The sequence below is a fragment of the Erwinia pyri genome (genome assembly GCF_030758455.1).
Taxonomy (GTDB): Bacteria; Pseudomonadota; Gammaproteobacteria; order Enterobacterales; family Enterobacteriaceae; genus Erwinia; species Erwinia pyri.
Genome location: NZ_CP132353.1, coordinates 700509 through 720771 on the forward strand (window position 1 = coordinate 700509; position 20263 = coordinate 720771).

At 55.3% G+C, this 20263-nt stretch carries 19 protein-coding genes; 12 read left to right on the forward strand and 7 right to left on the reverse strand.

What is annotated here, in order from left to right:
• Positions 1–4: 4 nt before the first annotated feature.
• The gene (locus Q3V30_RS03295; RefSeq protein ID WP_306210435.1) at positions 5–670 is read right to left on the reverse strand and encodes a DUF1190 family protein; all 666 of its coding nucleotides are present in this window, start codon (positions 668–670) and stop codon (positions 5–7) included.
• A gap of 143 nt (positions 671–813) precedes the next feature.
• Complete coding sequence (gene tolC / locus Q3V30_RS03300; protein WP_306210437.1) at positions 814–2283, reverse strand: outer membrane channel protein TolC; 1470 nt, start codon at positions 2281–2283, stop codon at positions 814–816.
• 213 nt (positions 2284–2496) lie between these two features.
• On the opposite strand from tolC, the gene nudF reads away from it, so the two are divergent.
• The 8 genes from nudF (at position 2497) to Q3V30_RS03340 (ending at position 9481) form a co-directional block, all read left to right on the forward strand.
• Positions 2497–3132: an ADP-ribose diphosphatase gene (gene nudF / locus Q3V30_RS03305; protein ID WP_306210439.1), complete on the forward strand. Its 636-nt coding sequence runs from the start codon at positions 2497–2499 to the stop codon at positions 3130–3132.
• Positions 3129–3554, forward strand: coding sequence for a DUF1249 family protein (locus tag Q3V30_RS03310; protein ID WP_306210441.1), 426 nt, complete (start codon positions 3129–3131; stop codon positions 3552–3554). The genes nudF and Q3V30_RS03310 overlap by 4 nt, the downstream gene beginning before the upstream one ends.
• A gap of 32 nt (positions 3555–3586) precedes the next feature.
• Positions 3587–4414 carry a 3',5'-cyclic-AMP phosphodiesterase gene (gene cpdA, locus Q3V30_RS03315; RefSeq protein ID WP_306210443.1) on the forward strand — a complete coding sequence of 276 codons (828 nt, stop codon included), beginning with the start codon at positions 3587–3589 and terminating at the stop codon, positions 4412–4414.
• Positions 4415–4416: 2 nt separating this feature from the next.
• On the forward strand, positions 4417–4998 hold the full coding sequence (gene yqiA / locus Q3V30_RS03320) for an esterase YqiA (RefSeq protein ID WP_306210444.1): 582 nt from the start codon (positions 4417–4419) through the stop codon (positions 4996–4998).
• A gap of 53 nt (positions 4999–5051) precedes the next feature.
• Positions 5052–6947, forward strand: a complete 1896-nt coding sequence (gene parE, locus Q3V30_RS03325; RefSeq protein ID WP_306210446.1) for a DNA topoisomerase IV subunit B — start codon at positions 5052–5054, stop codon at positions 6945–6947.
• A gap of 81 nt (positions 6948–7028) precedes the next feature.
• Positions 7029–7301, forward strand: a complete 273-nt coding sequence (locus Q3V30_RS03330; RefSeq protein WP_306210448.1) for a metal/formaldehyde-sensitive transcriptional repressor — start codon at positions 7029–7031, stop codon at positions 7299–7301.
• Between the two features lie 100 nt (positions 7302–7401).
• Positions 7402–8511, forward strand: a complete 1110-nt coding sequence (locus Q3V30_RS03335; protein WP_306213054.1) for an S-(hydroxymethyl)glutathione dehydrogenase/class III alcohol dehydrogenase — start codon at positions 7402–7404, stop codon at positions 8509–8511.
• A gap of 70 nt (positions 8512–8581) precedes the next feature.
• The gene (locus tag Q3V30_RS03340; RefSeq protein ID WP_306210450.1) at positions 8582–9481 is read left to right on the forward strand and encodes a LysR family transcriptional regulator; all 900 of its coding nucleotides are present in this window, start codon (positions 8582–8584) and stop codon (positions 9479–9481) included.
• Positions 9482–9548: 67 nt separating this feature from the next.
• Here Q3V30_RS03340 and Q3V30_RS03345 read toward each other — a convergent pair whose 3' ends face one another.
• Complete coding sequence (locus Q3V30_RS03345) at positions 9549–11543, reverse strand: BCCT family transporter (RefSeq protein ID WP_306210453.1); 1995 nt, start codon at positions 11541–11543, stop codon at positions 9549–9551.
• 750 nt (positions 11544–12293) lie between these two features.
• Here Q3V30_RS03345 and Q3V30_RS03350 point away from each other — a divergent pair.
• The 4 genes from Q3V30_RS03350 to argE are packed head-to-tail and all read left to right on the forward strand — an operon-like array spanning position 12294 to position 15844.
• The gene (locus Q3V30_RS03350) at positions 12294–13559 is read left to right on the forward strand and encodes a flavin-containing monooxygenase (protein ID WP_306210454.1); all 1266 of its coding nucleotides are present in this window, start codon (positions 12294–12296) and stop codon (positions 13557–13559) included.
• A 38-nt stretch (positions 13560–13597) separates the two neighbouring features.
• Positions 13598–14032, forward strand: coding sequence for a RidA family protein (locus tag Q3V30_RS03355; RefSeq protein ID WP_306210457.1), 435 nt, complete (start codon positions 13598–13600; stop codon positions 14030–14032).
• Positions 14029–14703 carry a DUF1028 domain-containing protein gene (locus Q3V30_RS03360; RefSeq protein ID WP_306210459.1) on the forward strand — a complete coding sequence of 225 codons (675 nt, stop codon included), beginning with the start codon at positions 14029–14031 and terminating at the stop codon, positions 14701–14703. Before Q3V30_RS03355 ends, Q3V30_RS03360 begins: the two co-directional genes overlap by 4 nt.
• Positions 14696–15844 carry an acetylornithine deacetylase gene (argE, locus tag Q3V30_RS03365; protein WP_306210461.1) on the forward strand — a complete coding sequence of 383 codons (1149 nt, stop codon included), beginning with the start codon at positions 14696–14698 and terminating at the stop codon, positions 15842–15844. Before Q3V30_RS03360 ends, argE begins: the two co-directional genes overlap by 8 nt.
• A 52-nt stretch (positions 15845–15896) precedes the next feature.
• On the opposite strand, the gene Q3V30_RS03370 is transcribed toward argE, so the two are convergent.
• Genes Q3V30_RS03370 through Q3V30_RS03385 form a run of 4 tightly spaced genes read right to left on the reverse strand, consistent with a single transcriptional unit; the run spans position 15897 to position 19955 of the window.
• The gene (locus tag Q3V30_RS03370; RefSeq protein ID WP_306210463.1) at positions 15897–16628 is read right to left on the reverse strand and encodes a class II aldolase and adducin N-terminal domain-containing protein; all 732 of its coding nucleotides are present in this window, start codon (positions 16626–16628) and stop codon (positions 15897–15899) included.
• Positions 16629–16682: 54 nt separating this feature from the next.
• Entirely contained in the window at positions 16683–17513 is an 831-nt protein-coding gene (locus tag Q3V30_RS03375) for a transporter substrate-binding domain-containing protein (protein ID WP_306210465.1), read from the reverse strand.
• A gap of 22 nt (positions 17514–17535) precedes the next feature.
• Positions 17536–18408: a phytanoyl-CoA dioxygenase family protein gene (locus tag Q3V30_RS03380; RefSeq protein WP_306210467.1), complete on the reverse strand. Its 873-nt coding sequence runs from the start codon at positions 18406–18408 to the stop codon at positions 17536–17538.
• A gap of 26 nt (positions 18409–18434) precedes the next feature.
• Positions 18435–19955 (reverse strand): amino acid ABC transporter permease/ATP-binding protein, encoded by a 1521-nt coding sequence (locus Q3V30_RS03385; protein ID WP_306210469.1) that lies wholly within the window; start codon positions 19953–19955, stop codon positions 18435–18437.
• Positions 19956–20263 lie beyond the last annotated feature (308 nt).

The window sequence follows — 20263 nt, forward strand, 5'->3', positions numbered from 1 at the left end:
AACCTCAGCCCCCGTAAGAGCGGCTGGAGCCGGAAGCGGCGCTGCTACGCTGCATCGAGGTCTGTTTCGCCACGCTTTCGCCAAAGCCACCGCGGGTAACGGTGCTGGTGGTCGCTGGTTTCGGCGTCAGGGCGGTTTTCGGCACCGTCATGGTACGGCCAGGTGTGGCCGCGCCGAAGCTTTTGCCGGTGGCATCAACAAACTTACCGTTGGCCGGGCTGTTTGGCGCGCGTGAGGTAAACAGCGGTTGCTGAGCACCCATGCCGCCGCCCATCAGGCGGCCCATCATGTAGCCAGCCATTAATGGCATCCAGAAGCTGCCGCTTTGCTGAGATTCTGCGTTAGTGGTCCCGACGCCCGCCTGAGCTGGCGCCTGTTGGCACTGACCTTCGCCGAATTCTGCCACGCAATCCTCGCGGGTTGCGTATTTCGGTGCGGTTTTCTCCGCTTCTTTTTTGGCGTTATTAAAGGCGGTCGTACACTGTTCGCTCTTGCCCGGGTTGGCGCTGGAGCAGTCGTCCGCATTTTGATACATCGTTACGGTTTCATCCGATTGTTCACAACCGGCAAGCATAATGACCGCGGTGACCGCTAAGGCGACCGGGGTTAAGTGTCGTGCGCTCCAGCTTTTGCGAAAGGAGGCATGATTAATTTGTTTAGTCCGTTTCATCACGTTCTGTCCTGTGCCCAAAGGTAATGGACAGAATAGGGTAATAGCGGTGGAAAATGAAGCGACGGAGGCTGTTGGGAGGGGGATCTTTACTTAGCTATACGTTTGATTGTGAAGGGGCAGCCGATGCTGCCCCTCAGAGATTACTTAGCGAAAGGATTACGGTTGCTATTGGCAGGCGCGCTGCTCTGTGCCGCCGGGGTGGCACGTGGAGCGGCATCACCGTTATTAGCGGAGGCATTTTGCTCTGGCGTTTCCGGTGCGACTGCTTCAGGCGAGGTAGAAATATCTTTGCCCAAACGCGCATTCAGCGCCTGCAGATCCTGCTCATTGAGCGTACCCAGCGCCGACTTGATGTTCAGCTCATTGATCATGTAGCTGTAACGCGCATTAGAGAGCTGCTGTTTAGCACTGTAAAGGGTAGTGGTGGCGTCCAGTACATCAACAATCGTACGCGTACCCACTTGATACCCGGCTTCAGACGCATCAAGCGAACTCTGCGCAGAGACTACGGCCTGACGGTAAGCTTCAATGCTGCTGATGGAGGCGTTCACGTTGTTGAACGAGGAGCGTACGGTCTGTACGGCCGAACGGTGCGCGCTCTCTAGCTGCTCGCTGGCAGAAACGTAGGAATATTGCGCCTGTTTGACCTGAGAAGTTACCGCACCGCCGCTATAGAGTGGCAGAGAGAAGCTCAGACCAACCTGGTTAGAACCGGTAATGCTGTCAGCGGTAGAAGCGGTCTGGTTTGCCCGGCTGCCGCCATATTTGCTGTTTGAAAGTCCGGTAGAGGCGGTCAGGTCCAGCGTTGGCATATGGCCGGTTTCCGCATAGCGGATCTGCTCACGCGCTAAATCCTGCGATAAACGCGCTGACAAGACGTTGAGGTTGCGGCTTTCCGCCTCTTTCAGCAGGGCGTTAACCGGCTGAGGTTTTTCCGTTTTAAAACGTTCAACGTTCAGCGAAGCCAGAGTTGGGTAATAATTACCGGTGACCTGCCGCAGAGTCTCTACGTTATTATCAAGGTTATTACGGGCAGTCACTTCGTTAGCCAGAACGCTGTCATACTGCGCACGGGCGTTCTGCACGTCGGTGATGGCGACCAGACCCACGTTGAAACGTTGCGTCGTCTGGTCTAACTGGCGATAGATCGACTGTTTCTGCGCTTCGGTGTAAGAGAGCGTATCAATGGCGTTCAGCACGTTGAAATAGGCGGTAGCCGTATTAAGGATCAGCGTCTGCTGTGCGCTCTGGTAAGAGACATCCTGTATACCAGCTGTTTTCTCCTGAAGCGTCAGCGCGCGCCATTTTGACATATCAAAAATGGTCTGGGTCAGTTGCAGAGAACCGCTGGTAGTATTGGAATGCAGGCCGCTACTGTCGCGATAACCGTTGTTATAGGTATAATCAGCACCCAGACCTAACTGCGGCAGCAACGGGCTGCGGGATTCGTTAATCTTCTCAAAGGCCGCATCGCGATCGGCCGCAGAGCTGCGCAGATCGGGGTTAGAGAGACGAGCCTGTTGATAAACCTGCAACAGGTTTTCAGCCTGACTGGCGACGCTAAAGCTGCCCAGGCTCAGACCAATAAGTAAAGGGAGCAGTTTGTTCATTTGCATTCCTTGTAGTGCAGCAAAATTGCTATGGTAGCGCTGACGTAAGCCAAAAAATTATCGCCGATTCTAGCAGAGTAAACGGAGCAGTGAAGTTGGCTGAAAGTGCCATGTTGCCCTAATTTACTCAAATAATTCATTAAGAACCACACTCTCAGCGGAATCGGGATTGCATTTCCCGGCTTTGCCCTCATCAGGAAAGGAGCGGTCCCAATGGAAACCAGCAAAAAATACCCAGTGACTTTCACTAAAAACGATGTAGAAATTATTGCACGTGAGTCACTTTATAACGGTTTTTTTTCGCTCACCAGCTACCGTTTTCGCCATCGTCTCTTCAGAGGCGGCTGGAGTGGTGAAGTGAAAAGAGAAGTCTTTGAGCGCGGACATGCCGCCGTGCTGCTACCCTATGACCCCGTGCGGGATGAAGTGGTCCTGATCGAACAAATCCGTATTCCTGCATTTGACAGCAGTCAGACACCCTGGCTGTTAGAATTAGTCGCCGGTATTGTTGAACCCGGCGAAACGCCTGAAGATGTGGTCCGGCGTGAAGCGTATGAAGAAGCTGGAATTCATCCGGCGCGAGTGAACCCGGTGCTGAGCTATCTGGCCAGCCCCGGCGGCACCAGCGAACGGCTGCATATTCTGGTGGGAGAAGTGGATGCCAGCGTGGCGCAGGGAAACCACGGTCTGGAGGAAGAGAATGAGGATATTCTTGTCCATGTGGTCAGCCGCGAACAGGCTTACCGGTGGGTGGAAGAGGGGAAAATAGATAACGCAGCTTCTGTCATCGCATTGCAATGGCTCGAGCTGCACCATAAAAAATTACGAACCGAGTGGAAACCCGAATGATAAAGCGTTATGTCCCTGACTTTCCTGAAATGATGCGCGTCTGCGAAACCAATTTCGCTCAACTGCGTCGCCTGCTCCCCAAAGAGGACCGGGCGGAAGAGTCAGTGACCTATCAGGTTAACGGTGCCAACTATTCGGTCACCATCCAGGAGTCGACGCGTTACACCACGCTGGTAGAGATCAAGCAAACTGCCCCCGCCGTCAGCTACTGGAGCCTGCCAGCCATGTCCGTCCGGCTCTATCATGACGCCATGGTGGCCGAAGTGTGTTCAACGCAACAGATCTATCGCTTCAAAGCACGCTATGATTATCCTAATAAAAAGCTTCATCAGCGTGATGAAAAGCATCAGATAAACCAGTTTCTGGCTGACTGGTTGCGCTACTGTTTAGCACATGGCGCGATGGCCGTACCGGTTTGTTAAGAGTGAGCTGGCGTTAACCCTAAGGATTTTGATTGGAAAGCCTGTTAAAACTTCCTGCGGCGAGTGGGTCCAGGGTCAGGATTTTACAGATCACGGATACCCACCTCTTTGCCGGTAAAGATGAAACGCTGCTGGGTGTGAATACCTGGGCCAGTTTTGACGCGGTCCTTCAGGCGATTTCTGCCAGCCCGCGTCACTACGACCTGATTGTCGCAACGGGCGATCTGGCTCAGGATCATACGGTTGAGGCCTATCAGCATTTCGCTGAGGGAATTGCACGCCTGCCTGCGCCTTGCGTCTGGCTGCCGGGAAATCATGATTTCCAGCCCGCGATGTTCAGTACTCTGGATGAAGCGCAGATTGCTGATGAGAAGCACGTGCTGATTGGCGACAGCTGGCAAATCGTGCTGCTGGACAGCCAGGTTTTTGGCGTCCCGCACGGCATGCTGAGCGACTATCAGCTTGAATGGCTGGAAAAGACGCTGGCGATTGAGCCGCAGCGGCATACGCTGGTTTTGTTACACCATCACCCTTTGCCTTCCGGCTGTACCTGGCTTGACCAGCACAGCCTGCGCAATTCACATATGCTGGAAGCGGTATTGCAAAACTATCCGCTGGCGACCACGCTGATTTGCGGCCACATTCATCAGGATCTTGACCTCAACTGGAACGGGCGGCGCCTGCTGGCCACGCCATCCACCTGCGTGCAATTTAAACCTCACTGCACCAGCTTTACCATCGATTCGGAAGCGCCAGGCTGGCGCTGGCTGGATCTGTTGCCGGATGGCCAGGTAGAGACTGAGGTAGAGCGATTGATTACGCGGGCGTTCAGTCCCGATCCTGATGCGGAAGGGTATTGATCGTGGCGACGTTACTCTATCTGCATGGCTTCAACAGCTCGCCGCAATCGGCGAAAGCGACGCAGTTTCGTGAATGGCTGGCACTACATCACCCGGCGCTTAAGGTTTTTGTTCCCCAACTGCCCGCCTTTCCGGGCGAAGCGGCGATCGAACTGGAAAACTGGATCATGTCTTCCGCAGGCGAAGAGATCGGGATTGTGGGATCTTCGCTTGGCGGCTATTACGCCACCTGGCTCTCACAATGCTTTGCTTTACCGGCGGTGGTGGTTAACCCTGCAGTGCGGCCTTTTGAGCTGTTAACCGATTATCTGGGCAACAACGAGAACCCATACACCGGCCAGCAATATGTGTTAGAGTCACGCCATATTTACGATCTGAAAGTGATGCAGATTGACCCGTTACCCTCACCCGATTTGCTCTGGTTACTGCAACAAACGGGCGACGAAGTGCTCGACTACCGACAGGCCCTGGCGTATTACGAAGCCTGCCGTCAGACGGTGGAAGAGGGCGGCAATCATGCTTTTACCGGATTCGAACGCCATTTCTCCCCGATCCTCGACTTCCTGGGCCTTTCAGGCGCCTGAAGCAGGCCGCGGAGAGTGACCAATCATTTTTAGCCACCAATCAGATTTATACGATGACTCAATCCAGCTATAACGCTGACTCCATTGAGGTTCTCAGCGGCCTTGAACCCGTTCGCCGTCGTCCGGGAATGTACACCGATACCTCACGTCCAAACCATTTAGGCCAGGAAGTGATCGATAACAGCGTCGATGAGGCGCTGGCGGGCCATGCTAAACGCGTTGAAGTGATCCTCCATGCCGACCAGTCGTTAGAAGTGATTGACGACGGGCGCGGCATGCCGGTGGATATTCACCCTGAAGAGGGTGTGCCGGCGGTTGAGCTGATCTTCTGCCGCCTGCATGCTGGCGGGAAATTCTCCAATAAAAACTATCAGTTTTCCGGCGGCCTGCATGGCGTGGGGATCTCGGTGGTTAACGCCCTTTCCACGCGCGTGGAGGTGACCGTCCGGCGTAATGCTGAAGTCTATGAGATGGCTTTTGAAAACGGCGACAAGGTCGAGGATCTGCACGTCACCGGCACGGTTGGCAAACGCAATACCGGCACCCGCGTGCGCTTCTGGCCGGACGTCACTTTCTTCGACAGCCCACGCTTCTCTGTCTCCCGCCTCAGCCATCTGCTGAAAGCCAAAGCGGTGCTCTGCCCGGGCGTGGAAATCGTCTTTAAAGATCGCGTTAATAATACCGAGCGGACCTGGTGCTATGCCGATGGCCTGACCGATTACCTCTGTGAAGCGGTAAACGGCCTGCCAACGCTGCCTGAAAAGCCTTTTGTCGGCGCCTTCGCCGGTGATGTGGAAGCGGTAGACTGGGCGCTGCTGTGGCTGCCGGAAGGGGGTGAGCTGCTGACAGAAAGCTACGTTAACCTGATCCCGACCATGCAGGGCGGTACGCACGTCAACGGCCTGCGTCAGGGGCTGCTGGATGCGATGCGCGAGTTCTGTGAATATCGCAATATTCTGCCGCGCGGCGTCAAGCTCTCGGCGGAGGATATCTGGGACCGCTGTGCCTATGTGCTGTCGGTAAAAATGCAGGATCCGCAGTTTGCCGGTCAGACCAAAGAGCGTCTTTCCTCCCGTCAGTGCGCCGCGTTTGTCTCCGGCGTGGTGAAGGATGCTTTCAGCCTGTGGCTGAATCAGAACGTGCAGGCGGCTGAAATGCTGGCGGAGCTGGCTATCTCCAGCGCCCAGCGTCGTATGCGTGCGGCGAAGAAAGTAGTGCGTAAAAAGTTAACCAGCGGCCCGGCCCTGCCCGGCAAACTGGCTGACTGTAGCGCTCAGGATCTTAACCGCACCGAACTCTTCCTGGTGGAGGGAGATTCCGCAGGCGGATCGGCCAAGCAGGCTCGCGATCGTGAATATCAGGCGATCATGCCGCTGAAAGGCAAGATCCTCAATACCTGGGAAGTCTCCTCGGATGAGGTTCTGGCCTCGCAGGAAGTCCACGATATTTCGGTGGCGATCGGCATCGATCCCGACAGTGAGGATATGAGCCAGCTGCGTTACGGTAAAATCTGCATCCTGGCGGATGCGGACTCCGATGGCCTGCATATCGCCACGCTGCTCTGCGCGCTGTTTGTTCGCCATTTCCGTACGCTGGTGAAAAATGGCCACGTCTACGTGGCGATGCCGCCCCTCTACCGTATCGACCTGGGTAAAGAGGTCTACTATGCGCTGGATGAAGAAGAGAAAACCGGCATCCTCGACCAGCTCAAGCGCAAGAAGGGCAAACCTGGCGTGCAGCGCTTCAAAGGGCTGGGCGAGATGAACCCGCTTCAGCTGCGCGAAACCACGCTCGATCCCAACACTCGTCGTCTGGTCCAGCTGACCATTGAAGATGATGAGGTGGAGAAGACGATGGCGGTAATGGATATGCTGCTGGCGAAAAAACGCTCGGAAGATCGCCGTAACTGGCTGCAGGAAAATGGCCATACGGCAGAGATTGAAGTGTAACAAACGGCCAAACGTTTAGGCAGGGAAGCTTAAACGGGCTGATAACGCCGCCAGATAGAGTAAAAGTTTCCACGAGGACCTATGCCACACTCACCAGAAGATAAAAAACGCGCCCTGAACAGAATCAAACGCATTCAGGGACAGTGTGAAGGGATCCAGCGCTCGCTTGAAGCGGGAGCCGACTGCACACCCATTCTGCAGCAGATTGCCTCAGCGCGCGGCGCGATGACCGGGCTGATGACCGAAATTCTGGAAAGCTATATCCGCGATGAATTTGTGAAGCCGGGCGAGCAGGCGCCGGGTGATGAAGAGATCGCCGTGCTGCTCAGCCTGGTCCGCTCTTATACTAAATAATCCCGGCGGGATTTTTGCTCCAGGCTGTATACCCCCCACCCCTATATGATGTATAGTCCCCCCCACTATATCGTCTGTCTGAATGATCCTGGAGAACATGATGAAATCCCGTGCTGCCGTCGCCTTTGGTCCCGGAAAACCGCTTGAAATTGTTGAACTGGATGTTGAGCCGCCTCGCGCGGGTGAAGTGCTGATCAAAATCAGCCATACCGGCGTCTGCCATACTGATGCCTTTACGCTTTCCGGGGAGGATCCGGAAGGGTTATTCCCGGTTGTGCTGGGCCATGAAGGGGCTGGTGTTGTGGTAGAAGTGGGAGAGGGCGTGACCAGCGTTCAGCCCGGCGACCACGTTATTCCGCTCTATACCGCAGAGTGTGGCGAGTGCCTGTTCTGCAAATCTGGCAAAACTAACCTCTGTACGGCCGTGCGCGCCACGCAGGGGAAAGGGGTAATGCCGGATGGGACGACCCGCTTCTCTTATAACGGTCAGCCGATCTATCACTACATGGGCTGCTCAACCTTCAGCGAATACACCGTAGTAGCTGAGGTGTCGCTGGCTAAAATCAACCCGGAAGCGAACCACGAGCATGTCTGCCTGCTGGGCTGCGGCGTTACCACGGGCATCGGCGCCGTGCATAACACGGCAAAAGTTCAGCCAGGTGATTCGGTGGCAATCTTTGGTCTGGGTGGAATTGGCCTGGCCGCTATTCAGGGCGCTCGTCAGGCTAACGCTGGCCGGATCATCGCCATTGATACCAATCCTGCGAAGTTTGAGCTGGCGCGCAAATTTGGCGCCACCGACTGCATCAACCCGAAAGAGTTCGACCGGCCAATTCAGGAGGTCATTATCGAAATGACCGGCTGGGGTGTGGATCACTCGTTTGAATGTATCGGCAACGTCAACGTGATGCGTGCAGCGCTGGAGAGCGCTCACCGTGGCTGGGGCCAGTCGATCATTATCGGCGTGGCCGGCGCAGGCCAGGAAATTTCAACGCGTCCCTTCCAGCTGGTCACCGGACGGCAGTGGAAAGGCTCAGCTTTTGGCGGCGTCAAAGGGCGTTCTCAACTGCCGGGCATGGTTGAAGAGGCGATGAAGGGAAATATTGAGTTAGAGCCGTTCGTCACGCACACCATGGGACTGGACGACATCAACGACGCATTTGATCTGATGCACGAAGGCAAATCGATTCGTACCGTTATTCGTTACTGATCCTTAAGGTAAAAGATCGCGGCAGAAAGTAAGATATACTGCCGCGATCTCTCTTACTTTAAGGCTGTCCTTGAAAATTACGCTTGAAGAGTTGCGTGCCTGGGTCGTGGTGGTAGACACCGGCTCGATAACGGCTGCGGCAGAGCAGCTAAGCCAGACAACCTCCGGCATCAGCCGCGCATTAAGCCGGCTGGAGAAAAAGCTGCAAACCACGCTGTTGCATCGCACCACCCGGCGGATTGCGCTGACGGAAGAGGGGCATATTTTTCTTAAACATGCCCGGGAGATCCTTAGATCGGTTGAAATGGCGGAAGAGCAGATAGCGCACCGGCGAGAGGTGCCCTCAGGCCGTTTGCGGGTCAATGTTGCCACCCCCTTTATGCTCCATGTCATTGTGCCGCTGTTGGACGCCTTCACCAGCCGCTATCCGCTTATCCAGCTTGAGCTTAATACCGATGACGTGATAATCGATCTGCTTGAACAGCAGACCGATATCGCTATCCGCATTGGCGAGCTCAGGGATTCAGGTATTCATGCGAGGGCGCTGGGCAGCAGCAAGCTGAGATTGCTGGCCAGCCCCGCCTATCTGGCGAAATATGGCACGCCAGCCAGCGTGGCGGAATTAGCTAACCATCGTCTGCTCGGCTTCAGCAAGCTGGATCGTCATAATATCTGGCCGGTATGGCAGAGCGAAGGCGAACTGCTGGAAATCACGCCCACTCTCTCCGCCTCCAGCGGCGAAACGCTGCGGCAAATGGCGGTGTATGGTCAGGGGATCGTGCGGATTTCTGATTTTGTCAGCAGGGAAGATCGCGCCAGCGGACGGCTGGTGCCGGTGTTGGAAGAGATAACCCGCGAGATGGTTCATCCCATCCACGCCGTCTATTACCGCAATACTACGCTGTCAGTACGCATCAGCTGTTTTCTGGATTTTCTTAGCGAGCAGATCGCCAGCAAAGAGATACTGTAAGCAGAATCACGGCAGAGGACTGTGGTAACTGCATGAAAAGTCGCCCGTCTCCGGGCGACAAATGACATTACCGTACCAGATGCAGGAAGTGCAGATGCTTCTCGTACTGGTCAAGGATATCGTGAATGATCTGTTCCTGCGTCCAGCTCATCACGTCATAATCCTGGCCCCCTTCCTTAAGATGGATCTCGGCCCGATAATACTTGTGCTCTTCATCGCGCTCTTCATCCTTCAATCCCACCAGGGCGAAGGCAGGCTGAATATAAGCCCTGAGCCGGACTTCATAGACAAAGTTCAGGTCATCGCCTAAATCGACCTCAAAACGCATCCGGTCATCATGGGAGGCATCGATAGAAGAGCGGGTATTCTGCTTAGCCAGCTCCGTTTCCACCATCACCATGGCGGGTTGAATAACCTCGTTCATAAAGCGTTTCACCTGCGAACGTTTCGGGAAGTAGGCGATATTACGTAACCGGCGTTGCCAGGAAATCGGGTTCCGCGAAGCGGTCGGCGCAATAGTTGTCATCTGCTGGCTGTCACGCTTGTACGCATCCACCTTCAGAGCTTTTAACAACCCATATATCGACACCAGCAGGATCATGGAGAAAGGTAAGGCACTGGCAATCGTCACCGTTTGCAAGGCTTTAAGGCCACCCGCCAGCAGCAGGGCAATGGCGACCACGCCCATCATCGCAGCCCAGAAAATACGCTGCCACAATGGCGTCTTGTCTGTACCGCCGGAAGCCAGCGTATCCACCACCATTGCACCTGAGTCAGCCGAGGTCACAAAGAAGACCACCACCATCGCCATGGCGATAAAGGAGAGGACATTGCCGAAGGGGAAATGCTCAAGGAAATTAAACAACGCCAGCGCGACATCATTCTGCACCGTATCCGCTAAATCGCGCGCGCCTTCCGCCACGATCAGATGGATAGCGCTGTTACCGAAAAAGGTCATCCAGAGCAGCGTGAAGCCGGCAGGCACAAACAGTACGCCAGTCACAAACTCACGAATGGTGCGTCCACGGGACACGCGGGCAATAAACATCCCGACAAACGGCGACCATGAAAGCCACCATCCCCAGTAGAGAAGTGTCCAGCCGCCCAGCCACTGGGTTGACTTCGGCTCGTAGGCATAGAGGTTAAAAGTCTTACTGACAATTTCCGAAAGGTAGCCGCCGGTATTTTCGACAAAGGATTTCAACAGCAGCACGGTCGGACCGAGCGCACCCACCAGCACCAGCAGTAAAACTGCCAGTCCCAGATTCAGTTCGGAAAGAATACGGATGCCTTTATCCAGGCCGGAAACCACGGAAAGGGTCGCCAGTCCGGTGATCACCACAATCAGGATCACCTGCACCGTCATGCTGACAGGCAAACCAAAGAGATGGTTCAGCCCGGCATTAACCTGTAATACGCCATAGCCCAGCGAAGTGGCGACGCCAAAGACAGTACCAATAACGGCAAAAATATCCACAGCGTGCCCAATGGGGCCATAAATTCTGTCGCCGATGATCGGATAGAGTGCTGAACGCAACGTCAGCGGTAAGCCGTGGCGGTAGCTGAAGAAGGCGAGGATCAACGCAACGATGGCGTAAATCGCCCAGGCATGCAGCCCCCAGTGGAAGAAGGTCAGCCGCATCGCCTCTTTCGCCGCCTCTACGGTTTCAGGCGTGCCGACAGGGGGAGAAAGGTAGTGCATCACCGGTTCGGAAACGCCAAAGAACATCAGTCCGATGCCCATCCCTGCCGAGAAGAGCATGGCGAACCATGAAACATAGCTGAAGTCGGGTTCAGCGTGATCCGGCCCGAGCTTGATATTGCCGTAACGGGAAAGCCCAAGATAGCTCACGCTGAGCAGGATCAGGGCGACAGCAAGTATATAGAACCAGCTGGCATTGGTGAAAATGCTCTGCTGCAGCGCTTCGAATTTACTGTTTGCCAGTTCCGGAAACAGCGCGGCGAAGGCGACCAGAAGAATAATCAGCGCCGCTGAAATAAAAAAAACGGGTGGGTTAATCTGGCTCTTGCGAGCCGGTTTTTCAATGCCTTGCTGGCTCATAATTTACCTTTTATCCCAAAGTGAAAGTAAGCATGCTAATGATTTTCTGAACATTAAAAAATAAAAAAACGGGCGAAGAGTCTATAACAGAATAGGAGAAATAACCGAATAATGACGTAAACTTACATTTACTTACAGCGAGAGAAGGCCCGCAGAAGAGGGGAAATATGTTTATAAACAGCAAGATGAATTCAGAAGCGCTGTGCTCAAAGGTGAAAAATGCTTTCTCGCCTTTATCCATTAAAAATGCAGGGGTAATAATACCAAAAGAGAGGATGGGTTTTTTGAATTTTCTGCCAGAAATATAGGGAGAGTGGTTATATCACAGAGTCTGTGACCATTATATAATCTCCTGATACGCAGGCTTATTAATACAAACCCGAATAACCCGTAATAGGCTCATCAAAGGGCATTTTTTATCGTATTCAGATAATTTTGTCAGGCTCAGCGCCTCTTAAGCAGATAATAAACCCCGTTTCACCTTCTCTTCATCCACCTCCAGGCAAAACGCCTGGTCACGGCACGGCTGCCGGAATGGTGCGCGTGTCGGCGCCACAGGCCGCGCGACGGCATCCGCCACGCCGCTACCAGTAGCGAAAATAACTTTTTATCACCGCCTCCTTTTTTCTCCTCATTATTTTCTATCCAGACGCTAGCTTTATAATATTTTACCGACCCTGGCTTCTCCAATAATCTGGCAACTCAAATCGGGCTGCAACGCCGACCTGACGTTATTTGAAGGACGCTGAGATGAGAGTTGAGAGAACAGAGATCGACACGCTGGTTGTGGGCGCAGGTCAGGCTGGTGTGGCGATGAGTGAGCACCTTACCCGGTTGGGGATCCCGCATCTGGTGCTGGAGAAAAACCGTATTGGCGAAGCCTGGCGTAGCGGAAGGTGGGATTCACTGGTGGCGAATGGTCCTGCCTGGCACGATCGCTTTCCCGGCATGGAGTTCCCCGGCTATTCGCCAGACAGTTTTGTCGCCAAAGAAGACGTTGCCGACTACTTTGTGGCGTATGCCAAAAAATTTGACGCGCCGATCCGCACCGGCGTGGAGGTCAAACAGGTGACCCGCAACAGCGGCCGCCCTGGCTTCACGATTGAAACTTCTGAAGGGATCATCGACGCCCGGCGCATTGTGGCCGCAACCGGCCCCTTTCAGCGCCCGGTCATTCCCGCAATTGCGCCAAAAACTAACGCCCTGTTCCAGATCCACTCTGCCGATTATCGCCATCCACACCAGCTTCCTGAAGGTGGCGTGCTGGTGGTGGGTGCAGGTTCATCCGGTGTGCAGATTGCTGATGAGTTGCAGCGTGCCGGGAAAAACGTCTGGCTCTCCGTGGGCGCGCATGACCGTCCACCGCGCGCCTACCGTAACCGCGACTTTTGCTGGTGGCTCGGCGTGCTCGGGCTGTGGGATCTCGCCGCCAGCCAGCCAGGTAAAGAACATGTAACCATTGCCGTCAGCGGTGCACGCGGCGGCCATACGATAGATTTCCGCAAGCTGGCAAAGCAGGGCGTCAATCTGGTGGGGCTGACCAAAACCTTTGATAACGACCGGGTGACGTTCCAGCCCGATCTCAGTGACAACATCAACCGTGGCGATGCCAACTACCTCGCCTTGCTCGACGCTGCCGATGACTACATCGCCCGTAACGGACTGGATTTGCCGGAAGAGCCTGAAGCGCGTCATTTCCTGCCGGACCCGGCGTGCATGACCAGCCCGACGCTGGAACTGAACCTGGCGGAGGCAGGCATCACCGCCATTATCTGGGCAACGGGCTACGCGGCGGATTACAGCTGGCTGAAAGTGGCCGCGTTTGATGAGCAAAACAAGCCTCAGCACCACCGTGGCGTTTCCAGCGAACCGGGCGTTTATTTCCTCGGGTTACCCTGGCTTTCACGTCGTGGCTCAGCCTTTATCTGGGGTGTATGGCACGATGCAAAATATATTGCCGATCAGATCGCCATTCAACGCCAGTACCAGGGCTATGAAGCGGGTGCTGGCCAGTAAACCGGCCTGAGTTTGAGTGACTAAACAGGAGCAGCAAGATGCCGACACATACCCGTATTCGCATGTTTAATACCAAAGAAACCTACCCTAATCAGACGCTGGATAACGATCTTTGTCAGGCGGTACGCGCCGGTAATACGGTCTATGTCCGGGGGCAGGTGGGAACGGATTTTGCGGGGAACCTGGTAGGGCTTGGCGACCCGGGGGCCCAGGCGGAGCAGGCGATGAAAAACCTTAAGCAGCTGCTTGAAGAGGCAGGAAGCGACCTGAGCCACGTGGTGAAAACCACCACTTACATCACTGACCCGCGCTACCGCGAAGCGGTCTATCGTGAAGTGGGCAAGTGGCTGAAAGGCGTCTTCCCTATCTCAACCGGGCTGGTGGTCTCTGCGCTGGCTCAGCCAGAGTGGCTGATGGAAATCGACGTGATCGCGGTGATCCCTGATGAGTGGAACCCGGAGGAGAAAGCATGACACTTTCCATTACAGCACGCTGCGAGGAAACGGGGCAGTTAGGCATTGCTATCAGCTCCTCCAGCATTGCCGTGGGCGCGCGATGCCCGTGGCTTCAGGCGGGCGTGGGCGCGGTTTCCAGTCAAAATATCACCTTACCGGCGCTGGGCCAGCAGATGCTGGCGAGCCTGGAGTCCGGGGCAAGCGCGCAGCAGGCGATGAAAGCCGGACTTGGGGAAGACCGCTTCAGCGAGTACCGGCAGGTAGCTTTGATCGACTCTACCGGAAAAACGGCCGTGTTCAGCGGCGGCAAAACGCTGGGTCTCTGGCATGCCGTGGAAGGCGAAAACTGCGTTGCAGCAGGAAATATGCTTGCCAGTCAATCGGTTATTACTGCGATGGTTGAAGCCTTTACGCACTCCAGCGGTGAGCTGACGGAGCGACTGATTCAGGCTCTGCAGGCGGGCGTCGACCATGGCGGCGAAGCTGGCCCGCTGCATTCTGCTGCGGTGAAAGTGGTGGAGGATTACACCTGGCCGGTGGTGGATCTGCGGATAGACTGGGCAGAGGAAGATCCGGTTGGGCAGCTCAACAGCCTGTGGCAAGCCTATGAACCCCAGATGCAGGCTTACGTGACGCGTGCGCTCGACCCGAGAGAGGCCCCCAGCTACGGTGTGCCGGGTGATGAGTGACTCACTGAAAAGCCTGCTGGCGACGCTGATCGCCTTTGACACCACCAGCCGTGAATCCAATCTTGCGATGATCCACTTCATCCGGGATTTTCTGGCGGAGCGGGGCATCGAATCACAGCTGTTCCATGATAATGAGGGGCGCAAAGCTAATCTCTATGCCCGCATCGGGCCTGCCGGTGACGGCGGCGTGATGCTTTCAGGCCACACCGATGTGGTGCCGGTCGACGGGCAGCCGTGGAGCGTTCCGCCGTTTGCGCTGACCGAAAAAGAGGGGCGTTATTATGGCCGCGGCAGCACGGACATGAAGGGCTTTCTGGCCTGCATGCTGGCCTCGGTGGATCGTTTTCTGGCGCGGCCACTGAAGCTGCCGCTGCATCTTGCTTTCTCCTACGATGAAGAGGTGGGCTGCCTGGGCGTAAGAAGCCTGGTGGCCTGGCTCAATGCTTCTGTGGAAAAGCCTGCGATGTGTATCATCGGCGAACCGACGGAAATGCACCCGGTCTATGGCCACAAGGGCAAACTGGCCATGCGTTGTCAGGTTCACGGTCATGCCTGCCATTCCGCTTACGCACCCTCCGGCGTTAACGCGATTGCCTGTGCGGCGAAGCTGATCAACCGCCTGGATCAACTGGGCGAGCAGCTGGCAGAGCAGCAGGACAGCCGGTTCGATCCGCCTTACAGCACGCTCCAGGTGGGAACCATCCAGGGCGGTACGGCGCTGAATATTGTGCCGCAGGACTGCCAGTTCGACTTTGAAATCCGCTACCTGCCGGGTGCGGATATCACGCATGTCACCGCTCAGCTTCAGGAGTATGCTCAACGCACGCTGCTGCCATCGATGAAGCAGGTGGCGCAGGCGAGTGATATCACGTTTGCACCGCTCAGCCACTATCCCGGTTTACTGACCCCGCCCCAGGCAGAGTTTGCCAGATGGCTGGCGCAATGGAGCGGCAGTGAAGAGTTTCGTACCGTCGCGTTTGGCACCGAAGGTGGCCTGTTTGATGAGGCCGGCATTGCCACGCTGGTTTGTGGGCCTGGCAGCATGGAGCAGGGCCACAAGCCCGATGAGTTCATCAGCAAGCAGCAGCTCGACCGCTGTATGCAGATGATGAATAATCTCTGCGACTGGCTGCGGGCCTGAGCAAAAAAGCCGTCATCAGGGGGACGACGGCTTTTTTCTTACCTTTCTTCACTTAGTCCAACAGCGAAGGATCGGCCTGAATCATCAACGCTTTCATCTCTTCAAAATGCTGGCGGGAGAAATCAGCAATGCCCTCCCAATCCTGTGCGGTTTTCTCCGCCACTTGATCGGACAACACTTTCAGCGGCTGACCGGTTGACCAGGCCGTGACCAGGATCTGGCAGGCACGCTCCAGTGTCCAGATGTCATCAAAGGCTTCACCAATGCTTTGCCCGGTTATCATCACGCCATGGTTGCCCATCAGCAGACGGCTTTTACCCGCCAGCAGACCGGCGAGGCGGGCCCCTTCTGCATCAGAATCAGCCATGCCGCCATACAGCGTATCAATTGCCACACGGTTAAAATAGCGGGCGGTATTTTGATCGATGGGCGGAATATGCGGGTCAGCCAGGCAGGCCACGCTGGTGGTGTAAACCGGATGGAGATGCAGTACAACGCGCACTTCCGGCAGGCGCTGATGAACCTGGCCATGGATCGCCCAGGCCGTTGCATCCACATCATCCCGCCGGGCATCGTCAGGATTATCCGCGTTCAGCAGCAGCAGATCGCTGGCGCGGATGCGCGAGAAGTGTTTCCACTTCGGGTTGAGCAGGAACTGTTTACCATCGGGTGAAATCGCTGCGCTGAAGTGGTTTGCCACCGCTTCGTGCATCCCCAGATGGGCGATAATGCGGAAGGTCGCGGCCAGATCAACGCGCGTCTGTTCTTCAAAGGAGAGTGCCATAAATGTCTCTTTCAAACGTGGCGAGCCTGCCAGCAGCAGGCCCGCCGGGGGAAATTACTGCGCAGGCATCAGGGTTTTGATCTCTTCCGCCGTCGGAGCCTGGAAGTGATATTTCTGCAACAGCTCGGCGTATTCCGGTGTCTTGCTGAACTTTTCGATCCCGTCGATCAGCGCCTGCTTCACTTCGTCGTTGCCTTTCTTCACGCCAAAACCATTCAGCACCGGGTAAATCAGCGTGTCAGAGGAGATCACCACGCGGCTGCCCAGTTTGTCGATCACGCCACGGGCTACGGCGGCGTCGGTGATTTGCGCTTCAACCGCATGAGAAAGCAGCGCCTGAGTGGTTTGCGGATCGGTCGTGTATTCGCTCAGCGCGATAGGCTTCAGTCCTTTCTTCACGCAATAGTCAGCGGAGAGTTTCTGCAGCTGTTGCAGCCAGGAGGTGGCACCCATCGATCCTATTTTATGGCCGCAGAAATCCTCAGGTTTTTTAGGCTGATAATCCGCACCTTTTAACGCCAGTATTGCTTCGCCGCTCTTCAGGTAAGGGATCATATCGATCACTTTCAGACGCTCTGCCGTGATGTACATGGAAGAGTTGGTGATATCAAAGCGGTTGCCCTGCAGACCGGTAATAAGGTTAGGGAAACGCGTATCAATATTGACCGCGCTGCGCCCCATGACTTTCGCTAACCCGTCCAGATACTCAATATCAAAACCGGCCGGTTTATTCTGATCCATATATTCATACGGGAAGAAGGTCATATCCGAACCGGCGGTGATTTTACCCGGCTGAAGAAAGGCCAGCGAACTGAACGAGGTCAGGGCGGTGGCGACGGCTATCGCCCCAACAACAGGCCGGACAGCAAAACGTAATGGCTTCATAGAGGCTCCACGAAATGAAAAGTTATGCAGCGGCAGGATCTTTACCGGCCTGTTGGACGAAGAACGACGCACCACGGGGTTTCTGCGGCAGTCGCAACTGATTTTCGGTACTACGAATCAGACCGCTTTCCTCGCCTGCCACCATTACGCCAGCATGCGTGCTGGGCAGAGGATTCTCGCCAAACGGCAGGCTGTCTTCGGCAGCATAGACGCTGATAAAGAGCGTACGCGGCAGCTCGGTTTCGTTCGGGCTGGAGGCATGCAGCAGGCGGGTGTGCATAAAGCAGACCGAGCCAGCGGGGCCAAAACAGGCCACTGGCTGCTGGCAGTGCTCTTCCACCACGGTTTTATCCACGGCGCCGGTAAAGCGATCGTTCTGCCAGTGTGACCACAGCGGCCCCTTATGGCTGCCCGGCACCACGTTCAGCGGACCGTTCTCTGGCGTGACTTCACTGACCATCAGTAAGGCGGTGATAATGTCGTCATTGCTGTGCGGCGTGAACAGGAAGTCCTGGTGCCACTCCACTTTGGTGGTGGTATGCGGCAGCTTGGAATTGATTTTGCTGTGGTGGAAACGGGTGCCGCTGCCGCCAATCAGCTGACCGGTGATCGCGGCCATCCGTGACTGCAACGCTGCCCGCTCATACGCCGCCGAAATCTCGGTAGGGGAGCTGACGCGGCGAAGTGAAGGGTGATCGGGAGCGTGATCGCCTTCCATATCAAAGCGTGCACGCCCGTCCAGCGTCTCGCCGTAAGCTTCAGTTTGTGCGCGGCTCTCTTCAACCCACTGGTCAAAGTCATGCTGCAACGCGGCAATCTCTTCTGCAGAGAGGACATCTTCGACGACCAGGAAACCCTGTTGGTGAAACTGGTCAATTTGCCATTGTTCGATCATGGTATTTCCCTTGTGCAATAAAATGATTAAGCCAGCGAGACATCCTTCAGGAAGGCCTCTACGCGGGGATGGTGGCCGTTACGCAGCGCCTCTGGCGCGTCGTCGCAGACCACACGCCCTTTTTCCATAAAGACAATTCGGTCAGAGACTTTGAACGCGAAGTTCATCTCATGGGTGACGATCATCATGGTGATACCTTCCTGTGCCAGGGTTTCAATTACCTGGAGCACTTCGTTAACCTTTTCAGGGTCAAGGGCGGAAGTGGGTTCATCAAACAGCATGATTTGTGGGCGCATCATCAGCGCACGGGCAATCGCCACGCGCTGCTGCTGGCCGCCGGATAACTGGTGTGGAAATTTCCACGCATGCTCAAGCATGCCTACTTTATGCAGCAGCTCGCAGGCATGCTGTTTGAGTTCGCTGACCGGCGCCAGCCGGTGATAACGCGGCGCAATCAGCAGGTTGTTCATCACCGTCATGTGCGGGAACAGATTAAAGCTCTGGAATACCATGCCAATGTTCAGGCGATGTTCGGCGTTCTCAATAAAACGGGGCTTTTGCGACCCTTTTTGCTCCAGATGCAGAAAACGCTGACCGTTGATTTTGATCTCGCCATTGTCCAGCTGCTCCAGGCCGTTCAGCAGGCGGATGAGCGTGGTTTTGCCGGAGCCGGATGGGCCAATGACCGATACCACTTCGCCAGGCTGGATCTGCAGGCTGACCGCGCCCAGCACTTCAACATTGTTATACGCTTTGTGCAGTTTGGTGGCCTGAAGGGCCGGGCCGTGATCCTCTGCAAAGGTGCGGGCCATTACGGTGCGCTGCTGTGTAGCCATCTCCAGCATGGCGGCGTCCGGGACGCGGGTGGTTTTACGCTGGGTGACGTCCATATAGCGTTCCAGCGACTTCAGCAAATAGTCGAAGACCGTCACCACCAGCACATAGTAGAAGGCGACCGCGGCCATGGTCTCCATCACTAAAAAGTTTTGCGAATAGAGGCGCTGGCCGACCATTAAAATTTCCGTCAGCGAGATCACCGACACCAGCGAAGTAAGCTTAACGATAGAGATATATTCATTCGCCAGAGAGGGCAGCGCGACCCGTAAGGCCTGCGGGATCACGATGCGCCACTGGATCCCGGCAAAGCGCAATCCCAGCGCGCGGGCCGCTTCGCTCTGTCCCTTAGGGATAGAGAGCAAACCGCCACGGTGAATTTCCGCAATATAGGCGCTTTCGCAGATCACCAGGGCGAACAGGCCGGCCCAGAAAGGATCGCTCAGTACGGCGGACGCGGCAGGAAACGCCTGCGGCATGTTGTAAACGAATATCAGCAGCACCAGCAGCGGCAGGCTGCGGAACAGCCAGATATAGGCACGAGCCGGCAAGCTGAGGAACGGGTTTTTACTCTGCTTACAGAGCGCCAGAACAAAGCCAAATATGATGCTGATCACCCATGTCAGCAGGCTGAGTTTGATCACGGTCCACGTCGCCAGCCAGAAGTTGGCATCGCTAAGCAGGCTGAACATATAGTTCCAGTTAAACGTCATGGATAATTAGCTCACCGAATAAAGAAAAAAGCCTGTCGCGCAACAAAAAATTTTTGAACCGCGGATTTCACGTTCATCTCCACTATGAAGTCAGGCAGATAAAAGAGGCAATTAGTAATTTTTTTGCCTCTGAATTAAAAAAAACTATGCCTCCCTTTCTTTGCTGTTCAGGCAGCCATTACCCGTTATTTTTTGACGCCTGGATAAGGGAGAGCAGATAAAAATGGGCAGCCTGCACTTAAATAGCGCCTCCAGTGAACCAAAATGAGGCAGAGGGGGAAGAAAAGCAGAAATCAACATTTTATAAG

Coding starts and splice junctions, on each gene's coding strand:
- Q3V30_RS03345 (WP_306210453.1), bottom strand. CDS start 11,543: ATGAGCCAGCAAGGCATTGAAAAACCGGCTCGCAAGAGCCAGATTAAC.
- Q3V30_RS03335 (WP_306213054.1), top strand. CDS start 7,402: ATGAAATCCCGTGCTGCCGTCGCCTTTGGTCCCGGAAAACCGCTTGAA.
- Q3V30_RS03380 (WP_306210467.1), bottom strand. CDS start 18,408: ATGATCGAACAATGGCAAATTGACCAGTTTCACCAACAGGGTTTCCTG.
- Q3V30_RS03310 (WP_306210441.1), top strand. CDS start 3,129: ATGATAAAGCGTTATGTCCCTGACTTTCCTGAAATGATGCGCGTCTGC.
- Q3V30_RS03355 (WP_306210457.1), top strand. CDS start 13,598: ATGCCGACACATACCCGTATTCGCATGTTTAATACCAAAGAAACCTAC.
- argE (WP_306210461.1), top strand. CDS start 14,696: ATGAGTGACTCACTGAAAAGCCTGCTGGCGACGCTGATCGCCTTTGAC.
- Q3V30_RS03330 (WP_306210448.1), top strand. CDS start 7,029: ATGCCACACTCACCAGAAGATAAAAAACGCGCCCTGAACAGAATCAAA.
- Q3V30_RS03385 (WP_306210469.1), bottom strand. CDS start 19,955: ATGACGTTTAACTGGAACTATATGTTCAGCCTGCTTAGCGATGCCAAC.
- Q3V30_RS03370 (WP_306210463.1), bottom strand. CDS start 16,628: ATGGCACTCTCCTTTGAAGAACAGACGCGCGTTGATCTGGCCGCGACC.
- Q3V30_RS03360 (WP_306210459.1), top strand. CDS start 14,029: ATGACACTTTCCATTACAGCACGCTGCGAGGAAACGGGGCAGTTAGGC.
- parE (WP_306210446.1), top strand. CDS start 5,052: ATGACTCAATCCAGCTATAACGCTGACTCCATTGAGGTTCTCAGCGGC.
- Q3V30_RS03295 (WP_306210435.1), bottom strand. CDS start 670: ATGAAACGGACTAAACAAATTAATCATGCCTCCTTTCGCAAAAGCTGG.
- nudF (WP_306210439.1), top strand. CDS start 2,497: ATGGAAACCAGCAAAAAATACCCAGTGACTTTCACTAAAAACGATGTA.
- tolC (WP_306210437.1), bottom strand. CDS start 2,283: ATGAACAAACTGCTCCCTTTACTTATTGGTCTGAGCCTGGGCAGCTTT.
- Q3V30_RS03350 (WP_306210454.1), top strand. CDS start 12,294: ATGAGAGTTGAGAGAACAGAGATCGACACGCTGGTTGTGGGCGCAGGT.
- Q3V30_RS03375 (WP_306210465.1), bottom strand. CDS start 17,513: ATGAAGCCATTACGTTTTGCTGTCCGGCCTGTTGTTGGGGCGATAGCC.